23 protein-coding genes are annotated in these 25,186 nt (G+C 67.0%); 11 read left to right on the forward strand and 12 right to left on the reverse strand.

The window, feature by feature from the left end; genetic code table 11:
- The first annotated feature begins 14 nt into the window (after window positions 1–14).
- The 3 genes from HNP52_RS07260 (at window position 15) to HNP52_RS07270 (ending at window position 3,900) form a co-directional block, all read left to right on the forward strand.
- The gene (locus HNP52_RS07260) at window positions 15–2,282 is read left to right on the forward strand and encodes a tetratricopeptide repeat protein (protein WP_184164461.1); all 2,268 of its coding nucleotides are present in this window, start codon (window positions 15–17) and stop codon (window positions 2,280–2,282) included.
- Between the two features lie 114 nt (window positions 2,283–2,396).
- A complete protein-coding gene (locus HNP52_RS07265; protein ID WP_184164464.1) occupies window positions 2,397–2,960 on the forward strand; it encodes a hypothetical protein in 564 nt (187 codons plus the stop codon).
- A 55-nt stretch (window positions 2,961–3,015) separates the two neighbouring features.
- Window positions 3,016–3,900: a rhamnogalacturonan acetylesterase gene (locus HNP52_RS07270; protein ID WP_260395936.1), complete on the forward strand. Its 885-nt coding sequence runs from the start codon at window positions 3,016–3,018 to the stop codon at window positions 3,898–3,900.
- A gap of 43 nt (window positions 3,901–3,943) precedes the next feature.
- Here the strand turns inward: HNP52_RS07270 and HNP52_RS07275 are convergent, their stop codons facing one another.
- From HNP52_RS07275 to HNP52_RS07290, 4 genes are all read right to left on the reverse strand, one after another.
- Entirely contained in the window at window positions 3,944–4,237 is a 294-nt protein-coding gene (locus HNP52_RS07275; protein ID WP_184164466.1) for a hypothetical protein, read from the reverse strand.
- 26 nt (window positions 4,238–4,263) lie between these two features.
- On the reverse strand, window positions 4,264–4,926 hold the full coding sequence (locus tag HNP52_RS07280; RefSeq protein WP_184164469.1) for a hypothetical protein: 663 nt from the start codon (window positions 4,924–4,926) through the stop codon (window positions 4,264–4,266).
- Window positions 4,923–5,486 (reverse strand): sigma-70 family RNA polymerase sigma factor, encoded by a 564-nt coding sequence (locus HNP52_RS07285; RefSeq protein ID WP_184164472.1) that lies wholly within the window; start codon window positions 5,484–5,486, stop codon window positions 4,923–4,925. Before HNP52_RS07285 ends, HNP52_RS07280 begins: the two co-directional genes overlap by 4 nt.
- A gap of 81 nt (window positions 5,487–5,567) precedes the next feature.
- Window positions 5,568–5,969, reverse strand: a complete 402-nt coding sequence (locus HNP52_RS07290) for an EVE domain-containing protein (RefSeq protein ID WP_184164475.1) — start codon at window positions 5,967–5,969, stop codon at window positions 5,568–5,570.
- Between the two features lie 141 nt (window positions 5,970–6,110).
- Between HNP52_RS07290 and HNP52_RS07295 the strand changes: the two genes are divergently transcribed.
- The 3 genes from HNP52_RS07295 to HNP52_RS07305 are packed head-to-tail and all read left to right on the forward strand — an operon-like array spanning window position 6,111 to window position 8,482.
- Window positions 6,111–6,485: a hypothetical protein gene (locus tag HNP52_RS07295; protein ID WP_184164478.1), complete on the forward strand. Its 375-nt coding sequence runs from the start codon at window positions 6,111–6,113 to the stop codon at window positions 6,483–6,485.
- Between the two features lie 48 nt (window positions 6,486–6,533).
- Window positions 6,534–8,192: an FAD-dependent oxidoreductase gene (locus HNP52_RS07300; RefSeq protein ID WP_184164481.1), complete on the forward strand. Its 1,659-nt coding sequence runs from the start codon at window positions 6,534–6,536 to the stop codon at window positions 8,190–8,192.
- A 17-nt stretch (window positions 8,193–8,209) separates the two neighbouring features.
- Window positions 8,210–8,482, forward strand: a complete 273-nt coding sequence (locus HNP52_RS07305; protein WP_184164484.1) for a DUF3297 family protein — start codon at window positions 8,210–8,212, stop codon at window positions 8,480–8,482.
- A gap of 322 nt (window positions 8,483–8,804) precedes the next feature.
- Here HNP52_RS07305 and HNP52_RS07310 read toward each other — a convergent pair whose 3' ends face one another.
- From HNP52_RS07310 to ligA, 7 genes are all read right to left on the reverse strand, one after another.
- Window positions 8,805–9,569 carry an isocitrate lyase/phosphoenolpyruvate mutase family protein gene (locus HNP52_RS07310; protein WP_184164487.1) on the reverse strand — a complete coding sequence of 255 codons (765 nt, stop codon included), beginning with the start codon at window positions 9,567–9,569 and terminating at the stop codon, window positions 8,805–8,807.
- A 181-nt stretch (window positions 9,570–9,750) separates the two neighbouring features.
- Window positions 9,751–11,307 carry a methyl-accepting chemotaxis protein gene (locus HNP52_RS07315; RefSeq protein ID WP_184164490.1) on the reverse strand — a complete coding sequence of 519 codons (1,557 nt, stop codon included), beginning with the start codon at window positions 11,305–11,307 and terminating at the stop codon, window positions 9,751–9,753.
- The gene (locus tag HNP52_RS07320) at window positions 11,304–11,651 is read right to left on the reverse strand and encodes a hypothetical protein (RefSeq protein WP_184164492.1); all 348 of its coding nucleotides are present in this window, start codon (window positions 11,649–11,651) and stop codon (window positions 11,304–11,306) included. The genes HNP52_RS07315 and HNP52_RS07320 overlap by 4 nt, the downstream gene beginning before the upstream one ends.
- A gap of 76 nt (window positions 11,652–11,727) precedes the next feature.
- Window positions 11,728–12,534 (reverse strand): LytTR family DNA-binding domain-containing protein, encoded by an 807-nt coding sequence (locus tag HNP52_RS07325; RefSeq protein WP_184164495.1) that lies wholly within the window; start codon window positions 12,532–12,534, stop codon window positions 11,728–11,730.
- Window positions 12,531–13,568, reverse strand: coding sequence for a sensor histidine kinase (locus HNP52_RS07330; RefSeq protein WP_184165162.1), 1,038 nt, complete (start codon window positions 13,566–13,568; stop codon window positions 12,531–12,533). Before HNP52_RS07330 ends, HNP52_RS07325 begins: the two co-directional genes overlap by 4 nt.
- 215 nt (window positions 13,569–13,783) lie before the next feature.
- Complete coding sequence (locus tag HNP52_RS07335) at window positions 13,784–16,600, reverse strand: TonB-dependent receptor (RefSeq protein ID WP_184164498.1); 2,817 nt, start codon at window positions 16,598–16,600, stop codon at window positions 13,784–13,786.
- 169 nt (window positions 16,601–16,769) lie between these two features.
- A complete protein-coding gene (ligA, locus tag HNP52_RS07340) occupies window positions 16,770–18,899 on the reverse strand; it encodes an NAD-dependent DNA ligase LigA (RefSeq protein WP_184164501.1) in 2,130 nt (709 codons plus the stop codon).
- Between the two features lie 75 nt (window positions 18,900–18,974).
- Between ligA and HNP52_RS07345 the strand changes: the two genes are divergently transcribed.
- The 3 genes from HNP52_RS07345 (at window position 18,975) to HNP52_RS07355 (ending at window position 21,281) form a co-directional block, all read left to right on the forward strand.
- The gene (locus HNP52_RS07345) at window positions 18,975–20,219 is read left to right on the forward strand and encodes an MBL fold metallo-hydrolase (RefSeq protein ID WP_184164504.1); all 1,245 of its coding nucleotides are present in this window, start codon (window positions 18,975–18,977) and stop codon (window positions 20,217–20,219) included.
- A 55-nt stretch (window positions 20,220–20,274) separates the two neighbouring features.
- Window positions 20,275–20,706, forward strand: a complete 432-nt coding sequence (locus HNP52_RS07350; RefSeq protein ID WP_184164507.1) for a hypothetical protein — start codon at window positions 20,275–20,277, stop codon at window positions 20,704–20,706.
- Window positions 20,707–20,819: 113 nt separating this feature from the next.
- A complete protein-coding gene (locus HNP52_RS07355; RefSeq protein ID WP_184164510.1) occupies window positions 20,820–21,281 on the forward strand; it encodes a hypothetical protein in 462 nt (153 codons plus the stop codon).
- A gap of 45 nt (window positions 21,282–21,326) precedes the next feature.
- Here HNP52_RS07355 and HNP52_RS07360 read toward each other — a convergent pair whose 3' ends face one another.
- Window positions 21,327–21,899: a DUF3617 family protein gene (locus HNP52_RS07360; protein ID WP_184164513.1), complete on the reverse strand. Its 573-nt coding sequence runs from the start codon at window positions 21,897–21,899 to the stop codon at window positions 21,327–21,329.
- A 52-nt stretch (window positions 21,900–21,951) separates the two neighbouring features.
- Here HNP52_RS07360 and uvrB point away from each other — a divergent pair, with 52 nt between their 5' ends.
- Together uvrB and HNP52_RS07370 are read left to right on the forward strand one after the other, a co-directional pair.
- A complete protein-coding gene (gene uvrB, locus HNP52_RS07365) occupies window positions 21,952–24,138 on the forward strand; it encodes an excinuclease ABC subunit UvrB (protein ID WP_184164515.1) in 2,187 nt (728 codons plus the stop codon).
- Window positions 24,139–24,217: 79 nt separating this feature from the next.
- Window positions 24,218–24,760, forward strand: coding sequence for a hypothetical protein (locus HNP52_RS07370; protein WP_184164518.1), 543 nt, complete (start codon window positions 24,218–24,220; stop codon window positions 24,758–24,760).
- Window positions 24,761–25,186 lie beyond the last annotated feature (426 nt).

Here is a 25,186-nt window from a genome sequence, read left to right on the forward strand (position 1 = left end):
AGGCGGAGGGGGCGATGCCGGGTTGGTGGGGATCAGTTAGGGCGATACTTGTTTCGGGCGGCGCGTTCCTTGTCGGCGGGCTCGTCGCGATCGGTGGCGCCTATGACAAGATCAAGGATGTGCCCGGCGCCGGTTGGTGGGAAGCCGGTGCCGCCGCCTTTACGCCGGTGCTTCCCCTGCTGGGGAGCCTGGCCGCAATTCTGAGTTTCGTCGCGACGGTCGCGCAATTGCTGGGCCCCAAGCCGGTGACGGCGAAGGAAGCCCTCACCATCGTCACCAACGACGGGGACCGAACGCGGGCGTTGGCCGAGGAGACGCTTGCCAACACGGCGTTGCAGGGTGCGGAATCGGAGCAGCGTGATGCGGGGATGTCCGGGCAGCTGGATGAGATCCTTGCGATCCTGAAGCAACAGGGCGGTGTCGGCGGGCAGCAGCTCGAGACCGCGGCGCGTACCGTCCAGCAACTCGCGGAATCGGAATCCGCCCGTGACCGCGAGATCGCGAACGAGGCGACCAGCGGCGATCCGGAAGGCGCCTACCGGGCGCTGGTTGCCGAGGCCGAGGCCGGCAAGCGGCGCAACGCCGAACGGTTCCGCCAGGCCGCGCGCCTTATCGCACCGTTCTCTCCCAGCAAGGCGCGTGACGCCTATCGATCCGCGGTCGAGCTCGATCCCGAGGATGTATGGGGCTGGATCGAACTGGGCCGCCTTGAAGTGGCCTACACCTCGCTTGCGGAAGCCCGCGCCTGTTTCCTGGCGGCGCTGCAGCGCGTTCAGGACGAAAGGAACCGCAGCGTCCTGCACAATGAGTTCGGCGACATCCTGATCGCTGAAGGGGAATTGCGTCTCGCCCGGGCGGAGTTCGAAACCGGGTTTGCGATTTCCGAGCGACTGGCGGCGCAGGATCAAGGAAACATTCTGTGGCAGCACGACCTGACGGTGAGCAACAACAGGCTTGGTAACGTCGAGGTGGCGTCGGGCAATCTGGGTGCAGCGCGCGAGCGGTTCGAAGCGGGACTTGCCATTCGAGAGAGACTGGCGGCGCAGGAGCCGGGCAACAGTCTGTGGTGGCGCGACCTGTCGGTGAGCTACAACAATCTCGGCGATATCGAGGTGGCGACGGGCGATCTGGGTGCCGCGCGCGAGCGGTTCGAGGCGGGGCTTGCCATTCGTGAACAGCTGGCGGCGCAGGAGCAGAGCAGCGAGCAGCAGCGCGGCCTGTCCGTAAGCTATGACAGACTTGGCGATGTCGAGGTGGCGACGGGCAATCTGGGTGCGGCGCGTGAACGGTTCGAGGCGGGACTTGCGATTTCCGAGCGGCTGGCGGCGCAGGAGCCTGCGAACAACGCATGGCAGCGCGATCTGTCGGTAAGCTACAACAAGCTTGGCGAAGTCGAGGTGGCTTCGGGCAATCTGGGCGCGGCGCGCGAACGATACGAGGCAGGGCTTGCCATTCGCGAGCGGCTGGCGGGGCGGGAGCCGGGGAACAGCGCGTGGCAACGCGACCTGTCCGTGAGCTATGAAAGACTCGGCGACGTCGAGGTGGCGTCGGGCAATCTGGACATGGCGCGCGAACGGTTCGAGGCGGGGCTTGCCATTCGAGAGCGGTTGGCGGCGCGGGAGCCGGGGAACAGCGCGTGGCAGCGTGACTTGTCGGTGAGCTACAATCAGCTCGGCAATGTCGAAGCGGCTACGGGCAATCTGGATGCAGCGCGCGAACGGTTCGAGGCGGATCTGGTCATTGCCGAGCGGCTGGCGGTGCTGGAGCCGGGGAACGGCGCGTGGCAGCGTGATCTGTCGGTGAGCTACAACAAGCTTGGCGAACTCGAGGTGGCTACGGGCAATCTCGGCGCGGCGCGCGAACGGTTCGAGGCGGGGCTTGCCATTCGCGAGCGGCTGGCGGCGCGGGAGCCCGGGAACAGCGAGTGGCAGCGCGACTTGTCGGTAAGCTATAATCAGCTTGGCGAAGTCGAGGTGGCGTCGGGCAATCTGGGTGCGGCACGCGAGCGGTTCGAGGCGGATCTCGCCATTGCCGAGCGGCTGGCGGCGCGGGAGCCGGGGAACAGCGAGTGGCAACGCGACCTGTTCGTCAGCAAGGCTAAGCTGGCACAGCTTGTTGAAGCAGAGGGCGATACGGCGGAGGCGATCGCTGGGTTCGAAGCTGCCGAGGCTGTAGTTGTGCAGCTGGCGGAGCGGTGGCCCGATCATCCAGGCTTTGCGCGCGATCTTGTGCGGGTTCGTCAGGAGCTTGCCCGGGTACGCGCGATGGATAGGCTGGGCTGATTCCCCGGCGCGCTTGTGCCGCCTTCGAGTGATTTCTCCACCCCAAGGGCTTTCCTACAGGCGGCTATCCATGGTTAGCTCCGTCTAGTCCCCGGTGGATGGGCGGAGTTTTTGATGCTGCTTGTGGTGCTGGCCCTGATTGCCGCGCAGGATACGCCGGGTACGGTCAACCAGCCGAAACAGGCGGCTGACGGCAAGCAGAGCTGGTCGATCCTCAACGATCCATGCACCAGCGGCCCGCCGCGCAAGCAGAACGAGATCCTGGTCTGCGGCCAGGGCGCCGATTCTGTGCCGCGCCTGCCCTTGCCCGACGAGCGCGGGCCGCCCGACCGGCCGATGCCCAGCAACCCGGATGTCACCGGCATCGGTGCGCTCAACGCCTCGATCGCGCCCTGCGCGACCAGGTCGGAGGGCTGCACCACCGGGATCAACATCTTCGGCATGGGCACCGCGCTGATCCGCGGCATCGGCAAGATCGTCGACCCGGACAGCTGCTGCGAGGAGCCCGGCGAGTCCACCAATCCGGTCAACCTGGTCGGCGATGCGATCGGCGGGGTCGGACGGGCGTTCCGGAAGAAGCCCGACAAGTCCGGCCGCGTCGCGATCGACCTGAACAACCTCCCGCCTCCCGAGCCCGCGGGACTGCGCGACCTGGACATCCAGCTGCCCCTTCCTTGACCGTTGGCACCGGTGTCATCTAGCCTCGCGGCAAAGAAGATTCAGGAGGATATGGATGTCGAAATGGATGCTCGCCGGGCTTGGCCTGGTGCTTTCGGCCGGCATGGGCCATGCCCAGACGGCACCGCGGACGACCTCGCAAGCCACACCTGCCGATCGTCCGGCGGCGGCGCCGATCAAGGCGTCGAAGATCATCCTGGTCGGCGATTCGACTACCCAGGTGCTGTCGGGCTGGGGCGGCAGTTTCTGTGCCTATCACGTCACCAGCTTCGCGGCGTGCGTGAACCTGGCGCGGGGCGGGCGGAGTACCTATAGTTATCGGGCGGAGGGCAGCTGGGATCTGGCGCTGGCCGAGATGAAGACGCCGGGCTTCGTGAAGACCTATGTGCTCATCCAGTTCGGTCATAATGACCAGCCGGGCAAGCCGGGCCGCTCGACCGATCTCGCTACCGAGTTCCCCGCGAACTTGCGGCGCTATGTGGCGGAAGCGCGGTCGGCGGGTGCCGAGCCGATATTGCTCACACCGCTCACGCGAAGGCAGTTCAAGGACGGAAAGCTGGACCGCGATCTCGAGCCCTGGTCGGCGTCGATCCGCAAGGTCGCTGCTGAGTTGAATGTTCCGCTGGTCGATTTGAACAAGCGCAGCGCAGACGCTGTCGAAGCACTGGGGCCCTCCATGGCGAACCGCTTTGCCCAGGTGCCGCCGGTGCGGGAAGTCTCGGCAGCCGCGCTGACCGGGACAACGATCGCGAACCCCACCGCCGCTGCCGCCTCGCCGGCGGCGCCGCAGAACAACGCCGCGGTGGAGCCGCTTGGTGATGCCAAGCTGGCCTTCGACTATACCCATCTCGGGCCGGTCGGTGCCGATTTCTTCTCCAAGATGGTTGCGGACGAACTCGCGGTGGCAGTGCCGAAAATGCGCCCGCTGCTGGTGCCCTGAGGGTTTCGGCGGCCCGCGGGATTGCGGGCCGCCGGACGAGAGCTCAGTGGCGGCGGAAGATTCGGCTCCGTGCGATGGAGCGGCCGCCGAATCCGGTCGAGGTCTGGCTGGTGTTCCAGCCGCCATCGGTGCGGATTCGGCTGTAGTTGTGCGAGGCGATCGCCCCGTCGGACTTGCGGACGACGCTGGTGCCGCGGCTGACATTGCCCTGGCCATCCCGCGTGACGGTGCGCGAGCCCTGGTAATTGGGCCGGTCGACCGTGGTCGAGTGCGATGACTGGGCATGGGCGGGCAGGGCGATCAGGGCCAGGGGGGCGATAAACAACAGGCGCTTCATGGCTTTCTCCGTGGGTTGCTGCTCCCCTAACGGTCGATCGGAAGATTCCCTTCGCGGTCCATTTCGATCCGGTGTCGTTCCCGCCATGCGCGGCGGCGTTCGAAGCGTTCGCGGATCGCCTGGGCCCGCGGGCTCTCGGAAATGGCACGAGCGATCGGATGCGGATCGCCTTCGTCGCGCAATTGCCGGGCGCGGGCGGCGATCTCGGGATGCCGTTCGGCGACGCGGCGACGCAGCGCCTCCCGCTGCTCGGGCGGCATCGCCTGGATATGGGCGCGGATCGCCGCGCGCCGCTCCAGCCGGCGGACGAGGATGGGGTTGGCCTCCTCCGGAACAGTTGACGGTGTCGCTTGCGGCGCGGGTTTTGCCACCTTGGGTCGCGGGGCATGTACCACGGGCGCAGGCTTGGGCGCGGGCGAGAAGACAGCGGCGATGGCGGGCAGCGGATCGGGCAGCTTGCTGAGCACACCCGAGGCCGCCGCCGCGGCGCTGGTCAGCAGCAGCACGCCCGCTCCGGTGAAGAGCGCGCGGTGGCGGCGGATGCTTCCCCGCAGCGTCCGTCGCGGTGGAGGCAATTGGCCGGCCAGCGCCACCGCCGTCACGTCCCTGCCGAAGCCGGCGCGTAATGGCGGCGGGCTTGCCCGGTCGAGCGCGGCACGCTCGGTTGCGGTAAAGGGTTCGCCGCTCATGCCGCGTGCTCCAGCGATACCAGCCCGCGTGCCGCCAGTGCTTCGCGCATGGCAGTACGGGCTCGAAGCAACAGCGACTCGAAGGCCTTGAGGTTCATGTCCATCGCCGTTGCCGCCGCATGGTTCGGCAGCTCCTCATAATAGGTCAGCACGATCGCCGCGCGGTGGCGCTCGCTCAATGCACCGAGTGCCGCCACCGCCTGCGCCCGTAGCCGTTCGGCATCGAGCAGCGCGTCGGCGGCGGGGCTTTCGTCGGCACGCTCGGGCACGGGCTCGTCGCTGGCGAAGCGTCGGCGGCGGAGGCGATCGAGGCACAGGTTCATCGCCACCCGCGTCAGCCAGGCCGCGATCCCCGAGCGACCGGTCTTCCACCCGCCCGCCTGGCTCCACAGCCGCAACAATGCTTCCTGCGCCACGTCCTCGGCCTCCGCGGCATCGCCGATCATCCGCCAGGCGATGCGATGCAGCCGCTCGGCATGCAGATCGACGACATGCGAGAAGGCCACCGCATCGCGCCGTGCGATCCGGGCCATCATCGCGTCGTCATCGCCACTCTGCATCAACACCCGACCGGCATAGACTATCCTGCACTGCAGGGGCTTAACGGCCCGCCGTGCAAAACCCTTCGCGGCTTTTTCGGGTCAGGCGTCGCCCAGTTCGAGGATCACGGCCCACTCGTCCTCGCGCACCGGCGTCACCGACAGGCGGGACTGGCGCAGCACTTCGAGCTTGGCGAGCCGGGGCTCGGCCTTGAGCATCGCAAGGGTGACAGGCTTGGCAAGCTTGCGCACCGGCTTCACCGCCACGCTCGCCCATTTGCCGTCGTCGCCATCCGGCTGCCAGGCGCGGGTGATCTCCATGATCCCGACCGCGGCCTTCTCCGTGTTCGAATGGTAGAACAGCGCCAGGTCGCCCGGCTCCATCTCCTTGAGGAAGTTGCGCGCGGTGTAGTTGCGCACGCCGTTCCACTCGGTGGCGCCCTCCTTGATCAGGTCATCCCAGCCATAGACATCGGGTTCGGAGCGCAGCAGCCAGTATCGCATGCCCGGGGCTTAGCCGCCTAAACCGCCGCTTAACAACCGATTCCGAACCAGTTCAGCCACCGGGCGTTATCTCCATAACCTCAGCGCCGCGACTCGTCCCTCCTCGGGCAGCCGGAGGCGCCATCAGTTGAGGAGGATATGATGTTCAAGTTCACGCAGAGGGTGGTGCTCGGCTTCGCCATGGGTGCCGCGGCACTCACCGCCTTCGCACCGTCGGCCGAGGCGCAGCGCTATCGCGGCGGCTATTATGGCGACCGCCACCATTATCGCGGCCATGACGATACCGGCACCGCGATCGTCGCGGGCATTGCCGGCCTGGCCATCGGCGCCGCGATCGCCAACAACAATGATCGCCGCTACGACTATGATCGCGGCTATTATCGCGATCACGGCTATTACCCGACCGACGGCTATTACTACCGCAACCACTACCGCTCCTATCGCGGCTGGTGCGAGACCCGCCGCGTCTGGGATCCGTATCTCGATCGCCCGGTCCGGGTGCGTTACTGCCGCTAACACTTTCAGGGGGGTGGTCACCGGCCACCCCCTTGTTACGCTGCGGCCATGGGCACCGATTCGCACCTGCAGCCGCAGCTCGCCGCCGATCCTTCCGATCCCTATCGGCGGGAGGCCCAGACCTTTCCGGAACTCAATGACGACATGGCCGGGCGCGTCGCCGCGTTCGGCAGCGTCGAGGACTGGCCGGATGGCGGCATGCTGTTCGAGCGGGGCGAGCGCAGCGTCGACTTCTTCCTGGTCCTCGAAGGCGCGGTCGAAGTGCTCGATGCGAATGCCAAGGGCTGCGAGCATGTCGTCCATGTCCATGGGCCGCGCCAGTTCACCGGCGAGCTCGACCTGTTCAACGACCGCAAGATCCTCGTCTCCGCCCGGGCACGACCGGGCACCAGGGTCGCCCGGGTCGAGCGGCTGGACTTTCGCCGGCTGATCGCATCCGAGCCGGACATCGGCGAAGTGGTGATGCGCGCCTTCATCCTGCGCCGGGTGGGGATGATGCTCCATGGCGAGGCGGGCATCGCGCTGATCGGGCCCGCGCACGGCGCCGCCACCTCGCGGATCGAGAGCTTCCTGCGCCGCAACGGCCTGCCGCATCGCCAGATCGACACCGAGACCGATGCCGATGCCGGCGGCTTCCTCGAATGTTTCCAGCTCAGCCCCGAGGATCTGCCGGTGGTGGTGGTCCGCGGCCAGACGCTGCGCCGGCCGAGCAACGGCCAGGTCGCCGATGCGCTGGGCCTCACCGTCGAGCTCGACCCGAGCCATGTCCATGACGTTGCCGTGGTCGGCGGCGGACCGGCGGGGCTCGCCTCGGCGGTCTATGCCGCCTCGGAAGGGCTCGACACCATCGTCATCGAGTCGATCGCGCCGGGCGGACAGGCGGGGACCAGCTCCAAGATCGAGAACTATCTGGGCTTCCCGACCGGCATCTCGGGCCAGGCGCTGGCGGGGCGGGCGCAGGTGCAGGCGCAGAAATTCGGGGCGCGGCTGCTGATCTCGCGCGGCGCGGTGGGGCTCGATTGCTCGCAGACCCCGTTCACCGTGCGGCTCGACGACGATACCGAGATCAAGGCCCGTGCCGTCGTGGTCGCCACCGGCGCGCGCTACCGCAAGCTCGACCTGCCCAACTATGCCGCGCTGGAAGGCAATGGCATCTATTACGCAGCGACCAACATGGAGGCCGGGCTGTGCGCCGGACAGGAAGTGGTGGTCGTCGGCGGCGGCAATTCGGCGGGGCAGGCGGCGATCTACCTCGCGCGCAGCGCCGGGCACGTCCATATCCTGGTCCGCGGCAAGGGCCTGGCCGAGACCATGTCGCGCTACCTGATCGACCGGATCGAGGCATCGGACCGGATCACGCTCCACCCCTTCACCGAAGTGACCGAGCTGGAGGGCGAGCGGCATCTGGAAGGGCTGAGCTGGACCGACCGCAAGACCGGCGAGACCAGCCGTCGCCGGGTGGGCGCGCTGTTCGTCATGATCGGCGCGGTGCCCTCGACCGACTGGCTGGAGGACTGCCTGGCGCTCGATCCGGCCGGCTTCGTGCGGACGGGCAGCGGCGAGACCTTCTTCTGCTCGTCGAAGCCGGGCATCTTCGCGGTCGGCGACGTCCGCTCGGGATCGGTGAAGCGGGTCGCTTCCGGGGTGGGCGAGGGATCGGTGGTGGTCTCGTCGATCCACCGTTATCTTGAAAGCCTGCGCCAATAGCGGCAAAGGGCACGGCCATGAGTGATACGCCTCCGGACCGCCTGTCGGTCAACCAGAACAGCCCCTTTTTCCAGCGCGAACTGCTGGAGCGCGGCATCGGCATCCGCTTCAAGGGCGTCGAGCGCCGCGACGTCGAGGAATATTGCATTTCCGAGGGCTGGATCCGCGCCGCGCTCGGCAACAAGGTCGACCGCAAGGGCAACCCGCTGACCATCAAGCTGAACGGCCCGGTGGAAGCCTGGTTCGAGCGCCCGGCCGCCGGCGAAGCGGAAGAGAACGCCGAGGGCTGATCTTCAACCCTCTGGTTGAGCGATTCATTGAATCTCTTGATACTCCCACGCATGCGCGCGGGGGCACGGTTTCGTGTGCCTCGGGTGTGTGTTCGACGATGAGAAAGAGCCTGTCGGGGGTGGCAGGTGAAATCCTACATTGGAAGCTCTTTGCTCCCCTCCCTGGAAGGGAGGGGCTGGGCTGGTTTGGGCTGACAGTTCCCCGGTGAAAGCCGGGGCCCAGTTGCAATGTCGTCCGAGAGTTTCCGGCGCCATCGATAGCGTGCCGAGACTGGGCCCCGGCCTTCGCCGGGGAACTGAGAGAATTAAGTGGCGATTTGCCCTAGGAAAACGCCGCCCTTGCCGCATCCTCGAAGGCCTTGAGCGCGGCCATGTGGGGGAAGGGGCCGTGGCTGATCCTTGCCACGCCGGTTTCCGCCACGGCCTTCGCCTCGGGCGCGCCGGGGAAGGCCATGAAGTTGACCGGGAGCGGCACGGCCTTGGCCACGCTCTCGAGCAGCGCCAGGTCGGCCAGGCCGGGGACGAAGAAGCCGCTGGCGCCGGCATCGGCATAGGCCTTGCCCCGCTCGATCGCCGCATCGGCCATCGCCGCGTCATGCGTGTCGCCCGGCGCGATCAGGAAGATATCGGTGCGGGCGTTGAGGAAGAAGTTCGGGCCCACCGTCCAGCGGATCGCCGCGATGCGCGAGGACTGCTCCGCGGCGCTGTGCATCACCCGTGTCGCAGTGCCGTTGCTGGCGACGACCTGGTCTTCGAAATTGCAGCCGATCGCACCGGTGGCGGCAAGCTTCTCGACATTGGCGGCGACCGCATCGGGATCGACCGCATAGCCGCCCTCGAAATCGACGCTGACCGGCAGCGCCACCGCGCCGACAGTGCGCCGGGCATTGGCGAGCGCGAGTTCGAGCGGCAGCGCCTCGGCATCGTCAAAGCCATGCGCGGTCGAGACCGAGGCGCTGCCGGTGGCGATCGCCTTCGCTCCGGCGCGCTCGGCGACCCGGGCGCTGCCCGCGTCCCACACGTTGAACAGGATCACCGGGTCGCCGGGCACGTGCAGCGCGGCGAAGCTCTGGAACTTTGCGGACATTTGGGAACCCCTCTTGTTCTCTTATTGTTCTAGATCGACATCAGAACAACCGCAAGAGTCCGTAGCGTCCTTTTGTGTTGGGTGGCGTTAGCTGGTGCGGGTTTCGCGACAGGTGCCGTGTGTTCGCGCTACCACCCCGGCGCGTGCCGGGGTGGCGGTGCAAGATGGAAGCGCAGGCGGCTCAGTGCAGGCGGGTGCTTGCCGGGGCGTTGCGGCGGACCGGATTCGCCGGTGCCTCCGCCACCTGGAACTGCGCGGCGCTGTCGGCCAGCACTTCCACCTCGTCGCTGAGCTTGCGCGCGGTGGCGGAGGTTTCCTCGACCATCGCGGCGTTCTGGCGGGTGGTGGCGTCCATCGTGCCGATCGCGCTGCTGATCCGGCCGATCGCGGCGGCCTGGGTCTGGTTGTCCTCGGCCATGGCGCCGAGCAGCTGGTGGACCTGGGCGACATGCTCCGAGATGCTGCCGAGCGCGCCATCGACCTTCCCGACCGCGCCGACGGCGTTCTGGATGTCTTCCTGGGTGACGGTCAGCTGCTCGCGGGCGCGCTTGGCTTCCTCTTCCGCGCGCATCGCCAGCGCCGAGACGAGATCGGCGACCACGGCGAAGCCGCGGCCCGCCTCGCCGGCGCGGCCGGCCTCGACCGCGGCGTTCATCGCGAGGACGCGGGTCTGGAAGGCGATCTTGTCGAGGCCCTCGATCACATCGTCGATGCCCTTGGCGCTGTCCGACACGCGGCCCATTGCGCCGACGACTTCGTCGGCGACGGTGCGGCTCTCGCGCACGGTGAGGATCGCTTCGTCGGCGCGGGCGACGACGCCGTCGGCGCTGATCGCGATCGCCTTGAGCCGGTGGTCCATCTGGCCGATCGCCTCGCTGGTCTGCTCGAGGCTGGCGGCGGTGCTTTCGGTGCGGCGGGCAAGGTCTTCCGACGCGGCGGCGATCTCGCTCGAGGCGAGGCGGATCGCCTCGGTACCCATGCCGACCGAGCCGATCAGCTTGCTCAGGCTTTCCACCGCTTGGGTGAAGTCCGCCTCGAGCGCGGCATAGGCGGCGGGCAGGTTTCCGGCGATGCCGCTGCGCAGATCGCCCTTGGCGAGCGCGGAGAGGCTGGCGCTGACCGTCTCGATGACGGTGGTGAGCTCGGCCTCGTGGCGGGCGCGTTCGGCGGCGGTGCGCGCCTCGATCTCGGCGCGCTGGCGGGTCTCGGTGTTGAGCGCGTCGATCAGCCCGGCGAGCTGGGCGGAGAGGAAGACGAGCGCGCCGGTCTCGGCGATCAGGATCACCGCGTGGAGCAGGATGCGGCCGAGGCCACCGCCGTTCAGGAACACCCAGTCGGGCACCAGCATGCCGAGGCCGAGATGGTGGAGCGCGACCACGGCGGCGCCGGCGACGATCGCGCGCCAGTCGACCAGCATCGCGGTGGTGGCGAGCGAGGCGAAGAACAGCATGTGGAGGTCGACCTGCCAGGGCTGGCCCTGGAAGACGAACAGCATCACCGCGGGCTGGGCGACCATCGTCATGGTGACGGCCATGCGGGCCTGCGCGTCGGTACGGCCGCTCAGCGCCAGCCAGATCGGCCAGGCGGGCAGCGCCAGCGCGAGGAACAGGGCGATGGCTTCATTGCCGACGCTGGTGAAGAAGGTGCCGACGACGGTGGCGAGGGCCATCACGCCCATCAGGGCGGCGAGCAGCTTCATGCCCATGCGGCGCATCGCGTCGAGGGAGAGTTCGGTCATTGCTGGGGTTCCATCTGGAATTCGCCGCAGATGCGCGGCGATACGCTGACTAATATCATGCCCCGGCGCAGCGCGGCGGGGAGCAGGCGGGCACGATCGCCCTCGACGAAGCGCGAGCGCGGCAGGGGGCCGACGGCGCCCACGGTCCCGCCCGCCGCAAGGGCGGCATCCTCGACCGTGACGGCGCTGGCCGGATAGAGCGGCACGAGCAGCATCGTGCCGTTCACGGGCGGCGCGAAGATCAGCAGGCCGGGGGCGAGCAGCAGCATCGCCTGCCACGCGAGTGCGAGGGACAGGCGGCTACGCGGCGCGGCGGTGGCCGGAAGGATGGGGCGCTGGTGCACCCTCCATTATAGAAAAATCGCGGGCGTGCCGGTCCGGTCACGCCCGCGACTGCGGATTTTTCCTGGCGTGCGGCGCCTAGTGGACAAAGCGGGCGACGACGTCGCGGTAGCTGCGGCTCACCTTCACCTGCGCGCCCGAATCGAGCACCAGGAAACACTCGCCATTGGTGTGCGGCTTGACCTGGCGGACCAGGTCGAGATTGACGATGGTCGAGCGGTGGACGCGCTGGAAGCGGCGCGGATCGAGCCGCTTCTCCAGATCCTTCATCGTCTCGCGCAGGATCAGCGTGTTGTCGCCGGTATAGATGCACATGTAATCGCCGGCCGCGTCGATCCGTTCGATCGTGTCGACGTCGACGCGGAAGATCTGGCCGCGATCCTTGATGTTGATCAGCTTCTCGAAGCGGCTCGACGCCATCTCGCCCTCGACGGCGGAGGCGGCGATCTCGTCGGCCGCATCGGGCGCGACTTCGGCGAGCACTTCCTTGAGCTTCTCGATCTCCTCGACGCCGCGCTTCTCGCTCAGGCGCTGGCGCACCCGCTCGATCGTGTCGGCGAGCCGGGCGGGTTCGACCGGCTTCATGAGGTAATCCATCGCCTGCGCCTCGAAGGCGCGGATGGCATGATCGCTATAGGCGGTCACGAACACGAACAGCGGCGGTTCGACTTCCATCAGGCCCTGGACGACGGAGAACCCGTCGAAGCCGGGCATCTGGATGTCGAGGAAGACAAGGTCTGGCTTGTGCGTCTTGATCGAACGGATCGCTTCGCGCCCGTTCGAGCATTTGTCGATGATCTCGACATCTTCATGTTCCTGGAGCCGGAGCTCGAGCCCCTGAATTGCCAGGGATTCGTCGTCTACCAGGATGGTCCGAATGGTCATGCGGCCTCTCGATTAGGTTCCTCGATCTGGAACGGTATCTCGATCTCAACGCTGAACCCCTTCCCTGGGTCCGAACGCGCTTCAAATCGATGGTCAGGCCCGAAAGCCTGGGCCAACCGCTCCTTGATATTGGCGAGCCCCACGCCGGTTGAAAGAGTCGGCCGCTGCTTGGCTTCGATCAATCCCGGACCCGTGTCGGATACGGTGATCTGCACCCGTTCTCCGGCGAGCCGAGCGGAGACGGTGATTTCGGCGCCCTCTTCCTGCGGGGTCACCGCATATTTGATCGCGTTCTCGACCAAGGGCTGGAGCAGCAGCGACGGCAGCCGCGCCTTGGCGACGCGCTCGTCGATCTCGAACACCGGGCGCAGGCGATCGTCGAAGCGCATCTTCTCGATCTCGAGATAGAGCTTCAGCGTCTCGGCCTCCTGGGCGAGCGTGACATGCGCGGTCGGCTCGTTGGCGAGCGTGTAGCGCAGGAAGGAGGAGAGGCGGCTGAGCATGATGTTCGCCCGCTCGGTCTGCTTGAGCAGCACCAGCGTCGAGATCGAGTTCAGCGTGTTGAACAGGAAATGCGGGTTGAGCTGGTAGCGCAGCATCGCCAGCTGGGCCTGGCTGGCCTGCATCTCGAGCGCCTGCATCTGATCGATCTGGCGCTCGACCACCAGGTAGAAGTTCACCGCGAAATAGAGCGCCGACCAGCCGGCCAGCACGGTGAAGTTGATGAACACCGTGCCGACGACGAGATTGATCGAGATGCTCGGCTCCGGCATCTTGATGAAGGAATAGATGAAGGCATCGAGCACCGCGTAGATCACGGTGGCGGTGCCGAGCGTCGCCAGCGTCAGCAGGATGGCGGGGATGCGCGGCAGGCGGCGGTACGTGCCATACAGCGTCGAGAGCAGCAGCGTGAGGCAATAGCCGATGATCGCCTCGATGATCACCGCGATCACGCCTTCGACGCTGAAGCCGTTGGACAGCGACACCACGGTGCGCAGCAGCAGATAGCCGGTCCAGCCGCCTGCCTGGAGCATCCAGAAGGCGCGGTTCTTGTCCTCGAAGAACGGACGCGACAGCGCGACCGGAGGCTTTACCGGCTGCGCGAAGAACGGAGAGCTTGGGTCGAGGGTCGCCACGAACCCGCCTCTACCATCGGCGCGGCGCGAGGGCAAAACCGTGAGTGCCCGAAACGAAAACCGCCGCCCCGGTTGCCCGGAGCGGCGGAATTCGTTGCCGTCAGGCTGGTCGCTTAGAAAGCGACGACCAGCGAGCCGGTGATCGAGCGCGGCGTGCCGATGATGGCGTTGCCGACCGAGTAGCGGTTCGGCAGGCCGACGAAGCCCGACGAGCCCGACAGACCGCCAACGTAGAACCGGTCGAACAGGTTGCTGACGTTGAGCTGGAAGTAGGTCTTCTGGTTGTCGAGCAGCTTGCCCAGGTTGAAGCGGACGTCAAGGTCGACAACCGCATAGGCCGGGATCTTCGCATAGTAGATCACGTACTGCTGCGCGCTCGGGCAGAGGCCGCCGCTGATGGTGCCAGCGCAACCATAGACCGGCAGGTTCTCGTCGTTGACGAAGCGCGGGCCGGTGTACTTCGACTGCACACCGATGTCGAACAGGCCGATGGTGCCCTGGACGCGGCCACCGACAGTCCAGTCGGGCGAGCCGCCTTCACGCTTGCCGGCCGTCTGGAAGTAGTTGACGGTGCCGGTCGAGGTCACGCCGGCCTCGATGTTGTCCTTGATCTTCGAGTGCAGGTACGAAGTGAAGGCATAGACCGTCAGGTCGCGGACCGGACGATAGGCGATCGACGCTTCGAAGCCATACTTATCGACGGCGCCGAGGTTGCGATACACGCTGGTGTCGCTCTCGATGTCGTAGACCGAGACGGTGCGGTTCTGGAACTTGGTGTACCAGCCCGACAGCTGCGCCTGGATGCTGCCGGTGTTGTAGCGGAAGCCACCTTCGAAGCTGTCCGTGGTTTCCGGCACCGGCTTCGCCTGGGGCGAACCGGCCGCATAGTAGAACGAGTTGTACAGGTTGTCGGTGCCCGGGACCGAGAGGCCCTTCGCATAGCTGGCATAGACGCTGTAGCCATCACCGAACTTGTAGGTGACGCCGACGTTCGGAAGCGCGCGGTTGTAGTTGAAGGTGCGCTTCTGCGGCGGGGCGAAGCCGACGACGCAGGCGCGGGTGGTGATGGCGCACGAACCGGTGGTCGGACGGACGACCGTGCCGACCGTGGTCACGCCCGGCGCGAAGTAGGTGTAGGGGTTGGCGGCCGCATAGGCGGCAACCTGGCTCGGCGAGATGCACGAGACGTTGCCGTTGCCCTGCACGGTGAAGCAGCGCTGATCGAGACGACGCTCGAAGAACGGTGCACGGACGCCGACCTTGACGATCAGCTTCTCGTCCATGAACTGGCCGCGATATTCGCCCGACACCTGGTTGAGCATCGCGATCGACTTGCGGTCACGCTTCTCGATCAGGGCGCCCTTCGAGTCCAGGATCCCGTTGTTGACCGGGAACACGTCGAACGGCTCGCCGTCGGTGCCGACCAGGCCGGCTTCGCCGGTCTGACGGTGACGACCATAGTCGAACGTGTAGGTCAGGCGAACGCGGTTGTTGTCGTTCAGGTCGTAGATCAGGTTGGCGACTGCGCCGAAGCGGCGGGTCTGGGTCTGGCTCGGCGCGATCGCGAGGATCGTGTCGAGGATGTCGCCGTCACCGTTCAGGTCGCGGCCGACATAATAGCCGAAGCCGCCCGGCGAACCGTTGCCGGTGTTGCCGGTGGTGTTGATCACGCCGGTGTAGGTGCCCGTGCCGCAGGTGCGCAGCGTGGTGCTGCCCTGGGTGCCGCAGCCCTCGAGCAGGCTGACCGTGCCGCCGCCATTGGCCTTGGTGTACTGGTAGCTGGCGTCGAGCGTGAAGACGAGGCTGTCGGTCAGCGAGAAGCGCGAACCGAAGCGCAGGCTGCCCGTGTTCGACGGGTTGTAGCGACGATCGAATTCCTGGCCGCAGCTGGCGCCGGCGGTCGGGGCAGCCGGAGCGGCCGACGGCGTGTCGGCGAGACCCGGACGTGCCGCGGTGTTGATCGTGCACGGATAGTTGATGTTGTAGTAGCGCTCGTCGCGGTTCCACGGGAAGCGGTTGGCGCTGTTCGGACCGGTGATGCGGGTGCCCAGGCCCTGGATGAAGGCCGGGGTGGTCGGGGTCGCCGGAACGAGGGTGTAGCTCGCATAGCGATCGGTGCGCAGCGGAACCGAGCCGAAGAAGTTGTTGCGGTTCTCGTTGTACTGGCCGGCGAGCGAGACGAAGTCGCCATTGTCGCCCAGGCTCTTGTAGATGCGGCCGTTATACTGCTGCTTCTTCAGGCGGCCGTAGTTGTTGAACGGCTGGCGGGCTTCGAGGTTCGAAGCCGAGAAGAAGGCGCGAACGCCGGTGTGGGCGATGTCGCCGGTGTCGACCATGCCGAACATGCGGAACATCGGGCGGCTCATGTTGTTGCCGATGCCGATATAGTCACCATAGGTGCCCGACAGCATCGCGCCGAACTGCTCCGAGGGAACGCGGGTGCGGATGTTGACGGTGCCGCCGACGGCCGATGCCGTGGGGCTGTCCACGTCGGTGGTGCCCAGGTTCACGCTCACCGATTCGAGCGTTTCCGGATCCTGCTGCTGGTTGGTGTAGATCGCATAGTTGCCGGTGTCGTTCAGCGGAATGCCGTCCAGCGTCTGCGAGATGCGCGAGCTGTCGAAGCCGCGGATCGTGAAGGTGCCGCCCGCGGCGCCCGTCGCATCGTTGTTCTGGAAGCTGACGCCCGGAACCAGGTTGATGATTTCGTTGACCGTCTGGCCGGGGCGCTGGCGCGAGATCGTCTCGGCGCCCACCGTGACGCGCGTCTTCGGCTCATCGGGGATGGTGATCTGACCCGTGTTCACACGCGAACCGGTGACGACGATTTCCTCGCCCTCGAAGTCCGCGGAACCGGTCGACTGCGCGAAGGCGGCCCCCGGGATCAGCAGCGCGGCAAAAGCCACGCCCGCAAAAAGCTTGGTGCGCATTAGAGGTGTTTCCCTTTCGGTGTGTGCTTATCGTGTGCACTGAACGCGGTGCGGTTCACCGTCGTCGCCGCCCATGCTATTGTTTTATGTCGGTCCTGTGACAGTCAATCCGAGTCATGCTGGGGCGGGCTGTTAATCTGTAATTCAGGATTGTTGCGTTGCAAAAAAGTCACGCCACCGTGGCGACGATTTGCAGCCATTCGCTCTCGGAAATGACGCGAATTCCGAGGTCTTCCGCCTTTTTGCGCTTCGAGCCGGCGTTCGCGCCAACAATGACCAAGTCGGTCTTTTTGGACACCGATCCGGCGACTCGGGCGCCCAGCGATTCGGCCTGGGCCTTGGCTTCGTCGCGACTCAGCGCCTCCAGCGTGCCGGTGAAAACCAGCGTCTTGCCCGAGACCGCGGAGTCACGGGTTTCGACGATATAGGGCGGCGGTATCACTTCGCGCAGCAGGTCGTCCCATACCGCGCGATTGTGCGGCTCATGGAAGAAGTCGGCCAGCGCCTGGCCGACCGCACCGCCGACATTCTCGACGCCGATATGCTCGGCGATGGCCTTGTCGAGCCGGGCGCGATGCTTGGCCTCGGTCTCGCCGATCTGCGGCGGCGTCGCATCGCGCAGCGCGATGACCTCGTCGGCCAGCGCCTGCAGCGCGGGCAGGGTGGTGTAGCGCTTGAGCAGGTCGCGCGCGGTGATCGCGCCGATATGGCGGATGCCCAGGCCGAACAGCAGCCGCGCCGCGTCGGGCGCGCGCTTGGCCTCGATCGCGGCCATCAGCGCATCGGCCGACTTCTCCTGCCAGCCTTCGCGCCCGAGCAGCTCCTCGCGGTGCGCGGCAAGGCGGAAGATGTCCGCCGGCTCGGCGATCCAGCCGAGATCGAGGAACTCGACCAGCGTCTTCTCGCCCAGCCCCTCGATGTCGAGCGCGCCGCGGCTGACGAAATGCTTGAGCCGCTCGAGCCGCTGGGCCGGACAGATCAGCCCGCCGGTGCAGCGGATATCGACTTCGCCTTCCTCCGCCACCGCTTCGGAATTGCAGATCGGGCAATGGACCGGGAAGGCCCAGGGCTCGCGCGCTTCGTCGCGGGTGAGGTTCTCGACGATCTGCGGGATCACGTCGCCGGCGCGCTGCAGGACGACGCGGTCGCCGGGGCGCACGCCGAGCCGCGCGATCTCGTCGGCATTGTGCAGCGTGGCGTTGGTGACGACGACACCGCCGACGGTGACGGGCTCGAGCCGCGCCACGGGCGTGAGCTTGCCGGTGCGGCCGACCTGGATGTCGATCGCGCGCAGGATCGTCTGGGCGCGCTCGGCGGGGAATTTGTGCGCCAGGCCCCAGCGCGGGAAGCGGCCGACGAAACCGAGCCGGGTCTGCCAGTCGAGCCGATCGACCTTGTAGACCACGCCGTCGATGTCGAAGGGCAGGTCGGCGCGCACCGCCTCGATCTTCCTGTACTGCGCCAGCGCCGCATCGAGATCGACAGGTCCGATGAACAGGTCCGAGACCGGGAAGCCCATCGCTTCGATCGCGCGGATCACCGCGACCTGGGTCTCGCCCGGCAGCGCCGTGACTTCGCCCCAGCCCCAGGCCCAGAAGCGCAGGGGGCGCGAGGCGGTGACGGCCGCATCCTTCTGGCGCAGCGAGCCGGCGGCGGCGTTGCGCGGATTGGCGAACTGGCGGGCTTCCTTGCCGCTCGCCTCGGCCTCGGCGAGCAGCCGTGCATTCAGGGCGGCGAAATCCTCCTTCGCCATATAGACTTCGCCGCGCACCTCGAAGACCTCGGGCGCGCCGGCGATCTCGTGCGGGATGTCCCGGATCGTGCGCGCATTGGCGGTCACGTCCTCGCCGATCTGGCCGTCGCCGCGGGTGAGCGCCTGGACCAGCTTGCCGTTCACATAGCGCAGCGAGCAGGACAGCCCGTCGATCTTGGGCTCCGCGGTCAGCGCGACCGGCTCGGCATCGCTCAGGTTGAGGAAGCGGCGGACGCGGCCGAGGAAGTCGGCGACCTCCTCGTCGTTGAAGCCGTTGTCGAGGCTGAACATCGGCCGGGCATGGGCGATCTTGGACAAGGCGCCCGACGGCGCCGCGCCGACCAGCTTCGACGGCGAATCGGGGCGGACCAGATCGGGGAAGGCCGCCTCGATCGCGGTGTTGCGCCGCATCAGCGCGTCATATTCGGCATCGCTGATCTCGGGCGCGTCTTCGGCATGATAGAGCCGGTTGTGGTGCGCGATTTCGGCGGCGAGCTTCTCGAGCTCGGCGGCGGCTTCCTGCGGGGTCTGGGGCAGCGGATCCATGGCGCCGGGGTTAGGCTGGCGGGCCCGCCACGATCAAGCTTGAAGACGTGCGGAGGCGTAACGATAAAGTGGGGAATGCGCCTGATCCGGATTGCTCTCGCTTCGCTGCTCTGGATCGTGGTGGCGTTCTGCCTGATCGCCACGGCCGCGCCCTTCTTCCTGGATCGCATCTATTATACCGGGCCGGTCACCGGGCATTTCGACGGCAAGCGCTTCTTCAATCCGGATGGCGATGCGCTCGATATTTCCGCCACGCGCCGCAACAAGCTGCTCTGGCAGCAGATATTCGGCGATCCGACGCGGCCGGCCTGGCCCGACAAGGTTGCGGTGACGCCCTCCAAGCCGCCCGCCAGCGTGGAGGGCGAACGGATGCGCGTGACCTGGATCGGCCATGCCAGCGTGCTGGTGCAGGCGAGCGGGCTCAACATCCTCACCGATCCGGTGTGGAGCGAGACGGTCGGCCCCTATGGCTTCGGCCCGAAGCGGGTGGCCGAGCCGGGGGTGCGCTTCGAGGATCTGCCGAAGATCGACATCGTCCTCGTCAGCCACAATCACTACGACCATATGGACCTGGCGACGCTCAAGCGGCTCTGGGACCGCGACCACCCGATCATCGTCACCAGCCTGGGCAACGACACGTTGCTGCACCAGGCCGGGATTCCGTCGCGCGGCATGTATCATTGCGGCGATTGCCCGGGCGTCGTCGCCCGCGACTGGGGCGAGGAAACGATCGCGATCCGCTTCGAGGAGCCCGAGAAGGGCAAGCCATTCCGCGATGCGCGGCCGGCGGTCGTCCATGTGACGCGCAGCCACCATTGGGACAGCCGCTGGTTCGCCGATCGCAACCGGGCGCTCTGGTCGAGCTTCGTGGTCGCACTGCCCTACGGCTCCTTCTTCTTCGCCGGCGATACCGGCCTTGGCGACGGCAAATGGCCGGCGGAAGCCGCCGCGCAGGTATCGAGCTTCGGCATCCGCTTCGCCGCGATCCCGATCGGCGCCTTCCGCTTCGACGAGGGGCAGATGGAAAGCGGCAGCCATATCGGGCCGAAGGACGCGATAAAGGTGTGGGACGGTCTCGGTCGCCCGCCTTCGCTGGCGGTGCATTGGGGCACCTTCCGCCTGTCGCGCGAAGGCTATGCGACTCCGCCCAGGATGCTGCGCGGCATGATGCAATGCGCGGGCGAGGATCCGGCGCGCTTCGCCCCCCATGCGATCGGGCAGGGCTTCGAAGTGCCGCCCATGGGTGCCGCGCCGCGCGCGCCCGATTATGCCGGGCTCGATCGCTGCATCCGAAACGGGAATTTCGACGCGCTGCGCTGACTTCCGCTTTGGCGCGGATGCGCTAGGCTGCGGCCTCTCGAAGGGGGAGAGACAGATGCGCAAGTTCATTGCCCTGGCCGTGATCGCGGCAATGGGAATCGCCGCCGCGCCGATCCAGGAGAAGCAGGAAGGCAAGGTGCCCAACAAGGGCCGCGACATGATGCTGTCGATGGGCGCGGGGATGAAGGGCAAGAAGCTCGCTAAGGCAATCCTGGAGGCGGAGAAGTCGCCGATCGGCAGCAAGGCCAATCCGGTGCGCGAGAACATGCCCGAGGGTGAAGTCGCCTATCTGCGCAAGCTGCGCTGCGAGGATGGCGCCGCGCCGAAATTCGAGCGCGCCGGCAATGTCGGCGAGGGCCCCTATGGCTTCATCGTCGATCTCTACAAGGTGACCTGCCCCGGCAAGGCCGCGGTCGATGTCCATATCGACATGTACCATGACGGCGGCGAGACGCGGCCGGTGCCCGGCTTCACCATCGTCAACTGAGCGCCGAGCGCCGCGGGGGCCGTTCCGTTTCGGCCGGCCTCCGTATCTTTCAGGTGCTTGAAGGGACTCGGCGCCCGGGTTTATCTTCCCGCGAATCCGGGAGGGGGTCCCAAGTGAACGACCGCGCCGCCAGCGCCGTGCGAAGCTATGACACGACCATCGACCGCGCCGGCCTGGCGCTGGGCGTGGGCAGTATGTTTGCCGGGCTGATCGTGCTCGGGCTGCTGCTGCTCGGCGGCAAGCGCGACCCGCTCAGCCTGGTCGGCGGCTGGATGATCGGCAGCCTGATCGCCGGCATCGCGATCACCGCGGTGGGCGGGCCGGTCTGGGTGGCGATGCATGTCGCCGGGCTGCGCCGTGCGCGCCATGCCGCGCTGGTCGGTGCGCTCACCGCGCTCGCCATCTTCATCGGCGCGCAGACCTATGGCTTCGGGCTGTTCGAGATGCCGCCGATGGACAATCGCGCGCTCGTGCTGCGCTGGCTCAGCGCGCTGGCGACCAGCGGTATCCTGGCCCTGTTCGCTGCCGCGACCGCCACGCTGATGTGGCGCATCGCCTATCGCCGCGAATATTGACGCCGGCTGATCGGCGCATGCCCGTGCGGCATGCGCCGTGGCGGGTCACGCCTTGCACGCGCCCAGGCGCTTGCCGGTCAGGCGGATCGTCATCGACGATTCCTTGGCCTGGCCGGGCATGGTCATGCTGCGCTTCATCGTCAGGTCATAGGCGTTGGGGCCCTGGGTGCCGCTGATCGACACGCGCGACGGGCCCGCCGGCGTGGTGCATTCCATCACCGCATCGACCTTGCCCGCCTTCGAAGCGAATTTGGGGAAGCGGCAGATGCTCTGCATCGCCGGGAATTGCGTGACGTCGAACGGCTTGACGTCCTGCGCGGTGCGGCAACCGCTGCGCATCCGCGGCGGCTTGCCGATCTCGGCCTTGAGCGGGGCGACCTTCTCCTCGGGCGCGCCGCCGGCCTCGAGCGCAACCAGCTGCTCGCCTTCCTCCCACTGGCCCGCCGACTGGCCGGGCGCCTTGGTCTCGGCCGCCGCGCTCTGCTTGGCGACTTCCTCCATGCTGGCATTCTCCAGCTGGATCACCCCGGTCTGACGCGCGCTCTCCTCGGTCGAGGGCCCCTGGTTGCAGGCGGCGAGCGGGAGCAGCGCTCCGGCGGCGAGAATCGTCAGACGCATCATGTTCCCCTGGGGTTGGCGTGCGGGGCAGCCACACCCCATATTCCCCGCGATGGCAATCCAGATTCGCACCAGCCTGGCCGAGCCCGAGACCGGGCAGAGCTTTGTCCCCCACCGCCCGCAGCGCCCTGACAAGCTCGAGGGCGGGCGGCCGTTCAAGCTCGTCAGCGAGTATGAGCCCTCGGGCGACCAGCGCTTTGCGATCCCCGAGCTGGTCGAGCAGGCGCGGCAGGGGGAGCGCGACCAGGTGCTGCTCGGCGTGACGGGTTCGGGCAAGACCTATACCATGGCCAAGGTGATCGAGACGCTGCAGCGCCCGGCGCTGGTGCTCGCGCCGAACAAGATCCTGGCCGCGCAGCTCTATGGCGAGATGAAGTCGTTCTTTCCGGAGAACGCGGTCGAGTATTTCGTCAGCTATTACGACTACTACCAGCCCGAGGCGTACGTTCCGCGGTCGGACACCTACATCGAGAAGGAAAGCTCGGTGAACGAGGCGATCGACCGGATGCGCCACTCGGCGACGCGTTCGCTGCTCGAGCGCGACGACGTCATCATCGTCGCGTCGGTGTCGTGCCTCTATGGTATCGGCTCGGTCGAGACCTATTCGGCGATGATCTTCGACCTGAAGAAGGGCCAGTCGGTCGACCAGCGCGAGGTGATCCGCAAGCTGGTCGCGCTCCAGTACAAGCGCAACGACGCCGCCTTCGGGCGCGGCGCCTTCCGGGTGCGCGGCGACAGCCTGGAAATATTCCCGTCGCACTATGAGGACAGCGCCTGGCGCATCTCCTTCTTCGGCGACGATATCGAGGAGATCACCGAGTTCGACCCGCTGACCGGCGCGAAGGTGGCGAGCCTCGACTATGTCCGCGTCTTCGCCAATTCGCACTATGTGACGCCCGGGCCGACGATGAAGCAGGCGATGGAGGGCATCCGCCACGAGCTGAGCGAGCGGCTCAAGGAGCTGGAGGCGGAGGGCAAGCTGCTCGAGCACCAGCGGCTGGAGCAGCGCACCAATTTCGACCTCGAGATGATCGCCGCGACGGGCAGCTGCGCGGGCATCGAGAATTACTCGCGCTTCCTCACCGGACGCCTGCCCGGCGAGCCGCCGCCCACGCTGTTCGAGTATCTGCCGGAGAATGCCCTGCTGTTCGTGGACGAAAGCCACCAGACGATCGGCCAGATCAACGGCATGTCGCGCGGCGACCATCGCCGCAAGGTGACGCTGGCCGAGTATGGCTTCCGCCTGCCCAGCGCGATCGACAACCGGCCGCTGCGCTTCAACGAATGGGAGGCGATGCGTCCCCAGACCGTCTATGTCTCGGCCACCCCGGGCGGCTGGGAGATGGAGCAGACCGGCGGCGTGTTCGTCGAGCAGGTGATCCGCCCCACCGGCCTCATCGATCCGCCGGTCGAGATCAAGCCGGTCGAGGAGCAGGTCCAGGACCTGATCCAGGAATGCAAGGCGACCACGGCCAAGGGCTATCGCACGCTGGTGACCACGCTCACCAAGCGCATGGCCGAGGACCTGACCGAATATATGCACGAGGCGGGCGTGAAGGTCCGCTACATGCACTCGGACACCGAGACGCTGGAGCGCATCGAGCTGATCCGCGACCTGCGGATGGGCGTGTACGACGTGCTGGTCGGCATCAACCTGCTGCGCGAGGGCCTCGACATCCCGGAATGCGGCCTCGTCGCGATCCTCGATGCCGACAAGGAAGGCTTTCTGCGCAGCGAGACCTCGCTGATCCAGACGATCGGCCGCGCGGCGCGCAACGTCGAGGGGCGGGTGATCCTCTATGCCGATCGCATGACCGGCAGCATGGAACGCGCGCTCGCCGAGACCGGCCGCCGCCGCGAGAAGCAGGAGGAATATAACCGCGAGCACGGCATCACGCCGGCGACGATCAAGCGCAATATCGGCGACATCATCGCCCATGTCGCCTCGAAGGACCAGGTGACGGTCGAGATCGACGCCGATCGCCCGCACATGGTCGGCCACAACCTGCGCGCGTATATCGAGGAGCTCGAGAAGAAGATGCGCGACGCGGCGGCGAACCTCGAATTCGAGGAAGCCGGGCGCCTGCGCGACGAGATCCGCGCGCTCGAGGCCGAGGAACTCGGCCTGCCCGAGGACCAGCGCAAGGCGCCGGTCATGGGGCGGTCGAACGAAGGCAAGCCGGGCACGCGCAAGACGCGCTATGGGAAGGTGCAGAAGAAGTGGGGCGGGAAACGCTAGGCACGTCGCCACGCGCCGCTGGGCCGTTTCGTCGCCGCAGCGGTTGAGCCGTCCCGGTACTTCCCCCATAAGGCCGGGCATGCGCCGCCAATTGCTCGTCTTCGCCTCCGCGCTTGCCATTGCGGGCTGTTCGGAAACCCCGCCGATCGTGCCGCCGCCGGCGCCCCGGCCGGTTCCGGTGCCGACGCCCGCTCCGGCACCCGCGCCCACGCCGACCCCGACGCTGGCTGCGGACTGGCGTGACTGGCCGCTGACGCCCGGGACCTGGGCGTACAGGCAGGACGGGCGCGGCTCGGTCGCGCTCTATGGCGTGGCCGGGGCCGAGGCGGAGCTGATCCTGCGCTGCGACAATGCGCGCGGCCGGGTGGTGCTGTCGCGCCGCGGTGACGGTACGGCGAACCTGACGGTGCGGACCACCAGCACGCTGCGCCAGCTTCCCGTCCAGCCGCTGCCTGCCGGCGCCACGCCCTGGCTGGCCGCCGATCTGGGCGCGCGCGATTCCGTCCTCGACGCGATGGGCTATAGCCGCGGGCGTTTCCTGGTGGAGGGCAACGGGCTGCCGACCCTGGTGGTGCCCGCCTATGCCGAGATCCTGCGCGTCGCCGAGGATTGCCGCGGCTAGGCATTGGGCTTGCTTCAGCGATGCGGGGAGGGGTTCTGGCCAGCTTCCGGCCCAGAATTCCAGAATCGCTCAGAAAAAGATTTTATACAAGACTTGTTCTGCGACTCGCGGTGATTCAAATAGTTGGCGTGCCCTTCGAGTGCACAGGCTTCTTCAACTAGCGAAAGGAGGTGATCCGATGTCTCATGGTTCAGCAATGGGGTCGGTTCAGTTCGTTCGGGAGACGCACCGCTAAGCTTCAGGCGCGATCGGAAGCCCTCCGATCGTACGGCGCCGGGAGGTATTCTCCTCCAATCAACGGCGTCAGTCCGAAGCAAAGCGGTCCGCATGGTCTCCCGGGCTGGAGCTTCCGGCCGCTGACCATGTCGGAGGTCGCCGGGTCGTCGGGAGACGCCCCGGCGACCTCTTTCATTTTGGGGAGATGCA

The organism is Sphingomonas kyeonggiensis (assembly GCF_014204495.1).
In the GTDB taxonomy this organism is placed as follows: Bacteria; Pseudomonadota; Alphaproteobacteria; order Sphingomonadales; family Sphingomonadaceae; genus Sphingomonas; species Sphingomonas kyeonggiensis_A.